Raw genomic sequence first — 9612 nt, forward strand, 5'->3', positions numbered from 1 at the left:
CCTTATAGTCTCCATTAAATTCAATTTTCCTTAACAAGGTAATAAAAAAAGCCCGCAAAGGGGCTTTTTAAACTGGCTGCCTCCCGGAGAGGGAGAGCAGCACCGTTTCTGGTGTACGAATAAGTAAGACCTTGCAAAATTATTGGTTCTCAAGCTCTTCCTTGCTTACAAGACTAGTCAAAGCGGTTACAGCTTGATCCGCATCGGCGCCATCCGCGCTAATATAAATCTCCGTGCCGGAACTGATCGCCAGGCTCATAATGCCCATGATGCTTTTGGCGTTAACCTTTTTATCGTCTTTTTCCACGAAAATCTCCGACGAAAACTTGTTAGCTTCTTGCACGAACAATGCTGCCGGCCGAGCGTGGAGCCCCGTCTTCAACCGTACAACTACCGGGTGCTTTGTCATGAAACGCTTACCCCCTATTTGAGATCTGCCCAAAAATTTCACATTAATTTTATAATATTATATCATTATAACCTCATCCACACTAGAAAAAAAATAATCAGCTTCCCCGAACCTTATCAGCCAGCTCGTCAATTTTGCGCAAACGGTGGTTTACACCGGATTTGCTAACCGTTCCCTTCAGCATCTCGCCCACTTCCTTGAGGTTGATGTCCGGGTGTGCCAAACGGATTTCAGCGACCTCGCGCAGCTTATCCGGCAGGCTTTCCAGTCCCACTTCACGCTGCAGCAGCTTGATGTTCTCAATTTGCCGCACCGCAGCGCTAATCGTTTTGTTCAAATTCGCCGTTTCACAGTTGACGATCCGGTTCACGGAGTTGCGCATATCGCGCATAATCCGCACATCCTCAAATTTAAACAACGCTTGATGCGCTCCAATCAGACTGAGAAATTCAATGATCTTCTCGCCTTCCTTGATATATAGGATAAAGCCTTTCTTGCGCTCTATGCAGCGGGCGTTCAGGTGAAATTCCCCAGCCAGATCCGCCAGCGCTTTGCAGTGCTCCTCATACATGGAGGCGATTTCCAGATGGTAGGAAGAACCTTCCGGGTTGTTGACCGATCCCCCCGCCATAAATGCACCACGCAGATATGCGCGCTTACAGCAGTTTTTACCGACGATTTCCTTGTCGATCCCATCGGTAAAGATGAAACCTTCGGAAACAATCCGCAAATCCTTCAGGATCTCCTGAACACGGTTTGGGATTCTTACGATATAAACGTTATTCTTCTTCAAACGCATTTTTTTACGCACGAGCAGCTCGATATGGACCTGGTAATATTTCTTAAGCAAAGAATATACCCGCCTTGCAATCGCGGCGTTTTCCGTCGAAATGTCGAGAACTACCTTTTTGCTCGAAAGCTGCACCGAACCATTCATTCGGATCAGCGCTGACATTTCCGCTTTCTCGCAGCAAGGCTGGCTCTCCACCATCGTCAGCTCTTTTTTTGTAAGGGCCGCAAAAGACAAGGGGCTCACCTCTTTCATGTTCATCCAAAAATCAAACCAGAACTATCTGGATTTCCAGTCCTTCACTAACTGGTAAATATGGTGACTGAGTTTATTCGTGTCATGCCGGAGATAAGTCTTGAATAAGACCAGCTTATCCGCAATAACCTTATAACCGTTACCATCTAGCACATCCCGGTCAAGCAGCACCGGGCGGGCGCCTTTTTCCGCATATTTGACCTGAACCTGCTCCGGAATCTCGCCGTCGTTGACAATGACGTAATCAAATAAGTGCAGGCCGACATGATCATATACCGCTTGAAGATGATCACTGACCGTGTAATTATCCGTTTCACCAGGCTGAGTCATCACATTGCAGACAAAGATCTTAATCGCTTCGGATTCTACAATGGCCTCCGCCAGCTTCGGCACCAGCAGGTTGGGAAGAATGCTGGTATACAGGCTTCCGGGGCCGCAGAGGATGGCATCCGCATTACGGATGGCCTCCAGCGCCTCCGGCAGCGGTTCCACATCAGCCGGCTCCAGAAAGACGCGTTTGATCCGTCCGCCGGCCTCCGGAATTTTGGACTCGCCGGTAATAATCGTGCCGTCCGACATCTCCGCATGCAGCACCACAGCGTGCCCCGCAGCCGGCAGCACTCTACCGCGAACGGCGAACAACCGGCTGAGCTCACGGACAGCGGTGACAAAGTCACCGGAGATATCCGTAAGCGCTGCAAGAATAAGATTGCCAAGGCTGTGTCCGGCCAGTCCTTCTCCACTGCTGAAGCGGTATTTCATAATCTCCGCCATCAGCGGTTCTACATCAGCCATAGCCGTGAGCACATTGCGAATATCGCCTGGCGGCGGCATTTGCAGCTCGCTGCGCAGAATACCGGAGCTGCCCCCGTCATCCGCCACAGTAACTATAGCCGTAATATCAAGCGGCTTTTCCTTCAAACCGCGAAGCATGACAGACAGACCGGTACCGCCGCCCATCACGACGATACGCGGACGCTGCCCTTGTTCTTCAGCCACTAATGATCCCTTCTCTCGTTAATGCCGATCACGCTCGGAATCCCGATGGCTAACCGCTACGGATTCCGTCTCGCTAACTCCAAGCATTTTGCCCAAATATTCCGCGATCGCTACCGAACGGTGTTTGCCGCCCGTGCAGCCGATGCCGATAATAATCTGGGATTTGCCCTCCTTGCGGTATTGCGGAATTAGGAAATGAAGCATATCCAGCAGCTTGGTCAGAAACGTCTGCGTTTCAGGCCATTTCATTACATAATCGTAGACATCGCTGTCTTGGCCAGTCTTGGGCCGCAGTTGATCCACATAGTGTGGGTTAGGCAAGAAGCGGACATCAAATACGAGGTCTGCATCGATCGGAATGCCATACTTGAATCCGAACGAGGTAATGTTAACGGAGAGTGTGCTTTTTCCAAGATGCGAAAACCGCGATACGATCTTCTCCTTCAGCTGCACCGGCTTCATGCTGCTGGTGTCCAGACACAGTGTAGCGGAATCCTTCAGCTCTTCCAGCATCTGGCGCTCCAGCCGGATGCCGTCAAGCGGCATCCCTTTGGGAGCCAGCGGATGATGCCGCCGGCTCTCCTTGTAGCGCTGGACAAGCACAGAATCCGTTGCATCCAGAAACAGAATCTCGCAGCCGATGGTTGACTCGTTTTTGATGTAGGCCAGCGACTCCGACAAAGCCGTAAAAAACTCCCGCCCCCGCAGATCAATTACGAGCGCCACTTTGGCAATTTTCCCCTTCGACTGCTCAATCAGCTCGGCGAATTTCGGGATCAGCACCGGCGGCAGATTATCGACACAGAAGAACCCGAGGTCCTCCAGACTTTGTACAGCAATGGTCTTGCCTGCACCCGACATACCCGTAATAATGATCAGGGTGGCACTAGCCGACGGAGATTGCTCCAATTCGGTCATTAAAGCGTCCCCTCCCTAAAATTAGTATATGAATAATTCCAGCTTATTAAGAACGCAACAAGAGACCGGCGGCCCCAATAATACCAGCGTCATTACCCAGTTCGGCAGGAACGATGGTAACGCCTTTCTGCAATGGTTCGGGAGTCAGCTTGGCGAATACACGACGGACCTCGTCAAACAGTATATCTCCTGCCTTGGAGACACCGCCGCCAATGATAAACACTTCAGGGTTAAGCACCGCAGCTACCGCCGCAATGGACTTGCCCAGATAGAACGCTGCACGGTTAACAATACGAATTGCAACTTCGTCGCCCGCTTTTGCCGCATCAAATACTTCCTTCGCCGCAATCTTCTCTACCAATGACAGAGAGGTGCGGTCCCCGCGTGCTACAGCATCATTGGCCATACGGATAATTCCCGTAGCAGAGGAAACGGTTTCCAAACAACCCATATTGCCGCAGCCGCACTGGATCGCTTCCAGGTCTGGCACTACAGAGATATGGCCCAGTTCACCGGCGAGACCGGCAAATCCTTGATACACCTTGCCGTTAATGATAATGCCGCCGCCAACACCCGTTCCCAGTGTGTAGCAGACGCAATTCTCAATGCCGCGTCCCGCACCGCTCCAGGCTTCGCCCAGTGCAGCCACATTCGCGTCATTGTCTATTTTCACAGGCTTGTTCAATCGGTTCTCCAGAATGGAGCGGATCGGCACATCTCTAAAACCTATGTTAGGCGCAAGGATGATGATTCCTTCACGAATGTTCGTAAACCCGGCAAGGCCCGCTCCTACACCGGCAAGCTGATCCCAAGAGTATGGAGAGTCCTCCACAATCTGGCGCACATATTTCTCGATGTTATCGATGACGGCATCGACGCCATCCGCAGTCCCTGTAGGACCTTCATAAGTGTGCAGCAGATTCCCCTCGGCATTGCAGATTCCAACCTTAATCGTGGTTCCACCTAAATCCACGCCAACGTAGATATTTTCAGACATGTAACAAGCCACCTTTTTCTATGCTAAAATAGTTAATCCTACGTACCCACTATAATAGAAGCTTTCTCTGCGGTCAAGGAAAGGCGACACACCCGGCTAATTTGAAAGCTAAGTCATCCAGAGCACATGAATTTATTGGCCAGGCAAGATACATGGACAATGCACATGGCATAGTTAAGAAATGCAGAGCCGGGATTAATTAGAACTAAAACAGGTTTTTACGGGTGCAAAAAAGACTTCCCGGCCTTTAGGGGCGGGAAGTCAGGCGGATTTTCCGGGTTAACCGGCGAGGAACATCTGTAGTAAATCAATCTTGTCATTATTCTGACAAAATGCGTTTTTGCCCCTCCAGCGCACGAATCGGTGCGATATTCTGTGTGAACTCCAGCGTACCCATGTAGCGGCCTGCTTCATCACGGACGGCGAAATAACGGATGTAGATAAATTTATCCTTAATCGCAATCCAGAAATCCTCGGCATCCTTGCGGCCTGCCTTAAAGTCTTCCAGTAATTTCTCGACCACATGAACGCTTTGCGGCGGATGGCAGTTCTGCACCGTGCGGCCTATAACCGCTTTGGTCCGGGCGAAAATCCGTTCCTTGCCATGTGAGAAATAGCGGACTACATCATTCTCATCAATGAACGTTAAATCGACCGGCAGATGGTTCAGTACGGTCTCCAGTTGATGAAGCGACAGCAGGCCCGTCTCGAAACGGATAAAGCCCTGCGGACTTTCGCCTACAGCTTCACTCTGCACTGCAGCTCCTTCCGGTTCGTCAGCACGCTCAGGAATCCACTCCTGCTCCGGTGCAGTCAGGCAGAAGCCGATCTCGTCGCTTTCTCTGGCTATCTTGACCCATTCATCCTCGGTCAGCTTGTCGAGCGCCATCGGCAGCAGAATATTTTCTTCCTTAAAGATCATCTCATTTACTTCCTGGATGATGTTCGTAAGCATAACACCGATGTCCTCGGCTTGGCCGTTATACTGGCTGAGTGCAGCTTTAGCCTCTTTTATCATCGCGCGGATGCCGTCGTCCACACCCCACATGACCTTGGTCGGGCCATAAATTCCGTATTTCTCAAGATACGGGAACAACAGGTTCTCTTTGCGGCTGTAATGCTTGTCGAGATCCAGCAACAGGCTGAGATCCTCCAGCAGCTTGAAGATGATTTCTTCACTGTCATTCTTCAGAAATTTGCCGGCATGCAGCTCCAGGCGGAAGTTGACCAGACGTTCGATTTCACGGTTCTCCAGCTTGAAGGTATGCACGGGGTGACCAGGCTGCTCCTCCGGCTTCGAGGAACGGTGAATCTGCTCAATGGAGCCTTTGAAGATGGCCGTATGCACCGAACACAGGCGCTGGACCTCCGCTACAGGAATACCCTCCTCCGTCATCAGCGAATGCTCCATCGCGGAAATCTCCGCCACCGTAACATCGCCTACCGCTTCAGCGAAGCGTGCTTTGACCTCTTCTACACTTTTTCCGGCATGAAGCTCCTTTATAATTTCTTTGAGCATCGCCTGCCGGCGTGTCTGCTCTGGTACATCTACTTCGCGGTTGTTAATCAATTCACTCATTGGGATTCCGCTCCTTTTATCATATTGTCTTGCAGATAATCTCTATTCAAGAATCTCGAAGCCATGGCGCTGAAACGTCAGCTTTACGGCGTCCGGATTCATTTTCTTCAGTTTGATTCCTTTGGACAAGGTCATGAAACGGCCTGCGGTCTGCAGCATTCCCGGCTTGGCAATATCCTGGAAACCCAGCTCTGTCATAATGTCAATAACCTCGGGATGCCGGCTCACCAGCTCGAATATGGACTCATCCATCTTCAGCACTTTGTTCATATGCATCTTCTCCCTACTGAGAATCCTTCTCAACAACAGCTTAGCATAGCCGATAGGGGCCAATAGTGATTGCAATCACTAAGTGAAAAAAAGATCAATCCGAAAGTCCGCACATCTCTGAAGATAAAAGAAAAAGCCGGCTGGTCCCTGATTGAGGGACCAGCCGGCTTGCCTATTCAAAAGATATTTAGAAGAAGCTGTACTTATTTATCCAGCGTTTCGCTCCAGTCATGCACCATGGTGCCCTCCAGGAACTTCTCGGCATCCATCGCCGCCATACAACCGGTTCCCGCTGCGGAGATTGCCTGCCGGTAACGCGTATCCTGCACATCGCCGCAAGCGAATACACCCGGAATGTTCGTTTCCGTCGTACCCGGATTCACCACAATGTACCCATTGGTATCGGTAGTAATCTGACCGCCCAGGAACGCTGTGTTCGGTGTGTGTCCAATGGCTACAAATACGCCGTCCGCTTCCACCAGTTCTTCAAGACCTGTCTCGTTATTGCGGACTGTCAGCCCTTTAACCCCAGCGTCGCCGACCGTTACTTCAAGCGGTGTGCGGTTAAGCGCCCAGGCTACCTTGCTGTTGTCGCGCGCCCGGTCCTGCATAATCTTCGAAGCACGAAGCTCCGGACGGCGGTGAACTAAGGTTACACTGGAAGCGAACCGGGTTAGGAAGCTGGCTTCCTCCATAGCGGAATCGCCGCCGCCAACCACGACAATCTTTTTGTTGCGGAAAAAGAAGCCGTCACAGGTTGCACAAGTGCTGACCCCGCGTCCTACATTCTCCTGCTCACCCGGGATGCCCAAATATCTGGCCGAGGCACCAGTCGAAATAATAACTGATTCGGCCTCCAGCACACCCAGTCCATCTACAGTTACTTTAAAGGGGCGCTGCGAGAAATCCACGGATTCCACCCAGCCGTTCTTGAATTCCGCACCGAAGCGCTGCGCCTGCTTACGCATGTTATCCATCAGGTCATGACCGAGGATTCCCTCAGGAAAGCCTGGAAAGTTCTCCACTTCTGTCGTCGTTGTCAGTTGTCCCCCCGGCTGCAAGCCTTCAATCACGAGCGGGCTAAGGTTGGCACGCGCCAAATAAATCGCGGCAGTCAGCCCGGCCGGGCCTGTTCCGATTACAATCGTTTTGTACATCACTTTGGCCTCCTTACAAGTGGGTTATTTATTTGGAAGAAACGGCTGTAGGGCTTCTCGGAAGCCAAGATGCGTTTCAGGTGAACAATATAAAGGATGCAGTATAATACTCACTTTATACTTCCTTGCTTATATTTCCTTGCAGTCATGTTGCAAGTATCTAGATATTCTCCGTTGACGAGGGCAGGGTCTCCTGCCCGGGCAAGCTCTCAGGAATATCACATTCGTTGCTGATACGGCGTGCATACCGGCTTACCATGGAGGCAGAAACCCCATAATGCTGGGCCACCTCGCGATAGGTAATCGGCCGGTCATGCAGTTTGGCAGTCAAATATTCCAGGGCTGCGGCCCAGCCTCCCGTATGGCGGAAGTACGGCACATCGGGATACAAACTGCTAACAAACTGCTTCCATAGGAGCTCGGCGTCCTTTTTCTGGATGGCATCATACCGCCGGTCCATCATTGATGCCGTATGGTCCAATACCCGCTGCCAGTCTTCTTTCCATTCCGGCGGCCCTTTATGGCTTAGCAGCGGGAGCTCCTCCTGGGGAGCAGCATTGGCATCCGGGCTGCTGCCAATCAGCCGCTGCAGGCTGAGCAGCGCCGCCTCCTGCAGCTTATCTTCCTGCAGCGGCTCCTGCGCCAGAAGCCCGTTCAGCACCTCGGACATCTCTTCGTCCTCGATCCAGCGCAGCGCTTCGGTCACCTGCAGCCTCGTGTTGGCATCACCATAACGCAGCGCCCAGAAGAACGAAGCGCGCAGCAGCGGATTGTTCCGCATTTCCTCGGTAAAGCTGTCCGTGTTGCCCTGCCACTGCTTGAGCTGCTCCTGAAATGGCAGCTGGTAGTTGTAGCTGACAAGAGGCATCGGTCTGCCTTCGGCCTGCGCCCCCTGCAGCTGTGACAGGAAGAAGCCCGGCACAGCCGATTCGGGATCCAGCTTGGCTGCCTGTCTCCAGCAGCGCAGCGCTTCATTGTACAGGCTGCTGTTGCTGGCGGCCGCTGCACAATAATGATAGAGACCGGCGTCTCCGCCCACCTCTTCATCCTTCAGCAGGCGGCGGAAATGGCCATAGGCTGTTCTGTGTCTGCCCAGAATGCCCATCGTTGTGGCCATTTTGAACACATGCTCCTGATGAAACGGCACTGTCGCCTCAAGCATACGCAGCAAGACCGCTAGCTGCTCCTTGTCTCCCGCATACTGCATGAAGATGGCCATATTGCAAAGCGCATGCAGGTTGCCGGGATCCTGCTCCAGCACCTCGGACAGACATTCCTTCGCTTTGGCAAAACGGCCCATGTAGAAGTAGGCAAGAGCAAGATTGTTATGAGCCGCCAGAAAGTCCGGCGTATTCTTAGTGATCTCCTCTAGCATCTTAACTGCCTGCGGGAACTTCCCCTCTTCCAGCAGCGTGCGGGCACGGTCATGCTCGACCACGCCTTCACGGCTACGGATCCGGATCAGCGGGGCAGGGCGGTTCAGCTCATATTGCAGCAGCTCCATCAGTTCCTCGGACTCTGCCAGATATTCGCCGCTCGCATCCTCCTCGAGATACGTGACCAGCGACCGCTCCGCCTCTTCAAAACTTTCCATATTGGCAAAGTTATTTGCCATATAGAAATGACATTCCGTCATTGCAGGGTCAATCTTCTCCAGCACATGGATCAAAATATCATTCGATGCTTCATAATCGCCCATCTCAGATAATATACCCGCCATGTTGCAATGATTCACAGGGTTTTCCGGTTCATATTCAACAGCTTTGCGAAAATTCTTTAATGCCTTATCATATTGAAAGCGGTCCAACGACCGTACGGCTCTTTCAAAGAAAAAATTGGCATCCAGAGTGACGGAAATAACATTACTGCCTTCCGCAACATTCTCTGAAGTTCTCTCAATCATGGAAGCAAGGCACCTCCCTTTGTAAGCTTCCTTATCCTCACGAAAAATAGGAGAGCGGCGCCTTGCGGCGCCCTGAGCTCCCATCTTAAGCGTTCTTTCGTTTCCATTTATGGTCCCGACTGTCTCCAAATAGTATACCACATGTGGCAGGGAGATTCTCAAGCGCAAGGGAAACCATTTGGAGGGAAAAAGCTTGCAGCCGTGAGAGGTTCGCAGGAATGAATGAGAACATCACAAGTGGAAACGGCTTTGCCGTCCTTTTTAAGGACGGTACCGTTTCAGCGAGAAATAGAAGGATAAGTTATCGTGTGAAACATATAAATTCTTATATTTAC

The 9612-nt window shown here is 51.6% G+C and carries 9 protein-coding genes; all 9 read right to left on the reverse strand.

Going from position 1 to position 9612, the window contains the following annotated elements; genetic code table 11:
- Nucleotides 1–139: 139 nt before the first annotated feature.
- The 9 genes from ACQ76X_RS33535 to ACQ76X_RS33575 all read right to left on the reverse strand — a co-directional run bounded on the left by ACQ76X_RS33535 (nucleotide 140) and on the right by ACQ76X_RS33575 (nucleotide 9277).
- Nucleotides 140–409 (reverse strand): HPr family phosphocarrier protein, encoded by a 270-nt coding sequence (locus ACQ76X_RS33535; protein WP_019914358.1) that lies wholly within the window; start codon nucleotides 407–409, stop codon nucleotides 140–142.
- Between the two features lie 97 nt (nucleotides 410–506).
- Nucleotides 507–1436, reverse strand: a complete 930-nt coding sequence (gene whiA, locus ACQ76X_RS33540) for a DNA-binding protein WhiA (RefSeq protein WP_438498129.1) — start codon at nucleotides 1434–1436, stop codon at nucleotides 507–509.
- Nucleotides 1437–1478: 42 nt separating this feature from the next.
- Nucleotides 1479–2414 (reverse strand): gluconeogenesis factor YvcK family protein, encoded by a 936-nt coding sequence (locus tag ACQ76X_RS33545; protein WP_179091833.1) that lies wholly within the window; start codon nucleotides 2412–2414, stop codon nucleotides 1479–1481.
- 57 nt (nucleotides 2415–2471) lie between these two features.
- Nucleotides 2472–3371 carry an RNase adapter RapZ gene (gene rapZ, locus ACQ76X_RS33550; RefSeq protein WP_076113245.1) on the reverse strand — a complete coding sequence of 300 codons (900 nt, stop codon included), beginning with the start codon at nucleotides 3369–3371 and terminating at the stop codon, nucleotides 2472–2474.
- 46 nt (nucleotides 3372–3417) lie between these two features.
- Complete coding sequence (locus tag ACQ76X_RS33555) at nucleotides 3418–4368, reverse strand: ROK family glucokinase (RefSeq protein ID WP_038584650.1); 951 nt, start codon at nucleotides 4366–4368, stop codon at nucleotides 3418–3420.
- A 319-nt stretch (nucleotides 4369–4687) separates the two neighbouring features.
- Nucleotides 4688–5947 (reverse strand): DUF438 domain-containing protein, encoded by a 1260-nt coding sequence (locus ACQ76X_RS33560; protein WP_438498130.1) that lies wholly within the window; start codon nucleotides 5945–5947, stop codon nucleotides 4688–4690.
- Between the two features lie 42 nt (nucleotides 5948–5989).
- On the reverse strand, nucleotides 5990–6217 hold the full coding sequence (locus ACQ76X_RS33565; RefSeq protein ID WP_340895572.1) for a DUF1858 domain-containing protein: 228 nt from the start codon (nucleotides 6215–6217) through the stop codon (nucleotides 5990–5992).
- 203 nt (nucleotides 6218–6420) lie between these two features.
- A complete protein-coding gene (gene trxB / locus ACQ76X_RS33570) occupies nucleotides 6421–7374 on the reverse strand; it encodes a thioredoxin-disulfide reductase (RefSeq protein ID WP_438498131.1) in 954 nt (317 codons plus the stop codon).
- A 160-nt stretch (nucleotides 7375–7534) separates the two neighbouring features.
- Nucleotides 7535–9277 carry a tetratricopeptide repeat protein gene (locus ACQ76X_RS33575; protein WP_438498133.1) on the reverse strand — a complete coding sequence of 581 codons (1743 nt, stop codon included), beginning with the start codon at nucleotides 9275–9277 and terminating at the stop codon, nucleotides 7535–7537.
- Nucleotides 9278–9612: the final 335 nt, after the last annotated feature.

Origin of the sequence: Paenibacillus sp. IHBB 3054, from assembly GCF_051594305.1 — a bacterium.
In the GTDB taxonomy this organism is placed as follows: Bacteria; Bacillota; Bacilli; order Paenibacillales; family Paenibacillaceae; genus Paenibacillus_AQ.

What these genes read in the sequence shown, in the direction of transcription:
- ACQ76X_RS33535 (WP_019914358.1), bottom strand. Translation starts at nt 409, where the DNA reads ATGACAAAGCACCCGGTAGTTGTACGGTTGAAGACGGGGCTCCACGCT.
- ACQ76X_RS33545 (WP_179091833.1), bottom strand. Translation starts at nt 2,414, where the DNA reads ATGGGCGGCGGTACCGGTCTGTCTGTCATGCTTCGCGGTTTGAAGGAA.
- rapZ (WP_076113245.1), bottom strand. Translation starts at nt 3,371, where the DNA reads ATGACCGAATTGGAGCAATCTCCGTCGGCTAGTGCCACCCTGATCATT.
- ACQ76X_RS33555 (WP_038584650.1), bottom strand. Translation starts at nt 4,368, where the DNA reads ATGTCTGAAAATATCTACGTTGGCGTGGATTTAGGTGGAACCACGATT.
- ACQ76X_RS33560 (WP_438498130.1), bottom strand. Translation starts at nt 5,947, where the DNA reads ATGAGTGAATTGATTAACAACCGCGAAGTAGATGTACCAGAGCAGACA.
- ACQ76X_RS33565 (WP_340895572.1), bottom strand. Translation starts at nt 6,217, where the DNA reads ATGAACAAAGTGCTGAAGATGGATGAGTCCATATTCGAGCTGGTGAGC.
- trxB (WP_438498131.1), bottom strand. Translation starts at nt 7,374, where the DNA reads ATGTACAAAACGATTGTAATCGGAACAGGCCCGGCCGGGCTGACTGCC.
- ACQ76X_RS33575 (WP_438498133.1), bottom strand. Translation starts at nt 9,277, where the DNA reads ATGATTGAGAGAACTTCAGAGAATGTTGCGGAAGGCAGTAATGTTATT.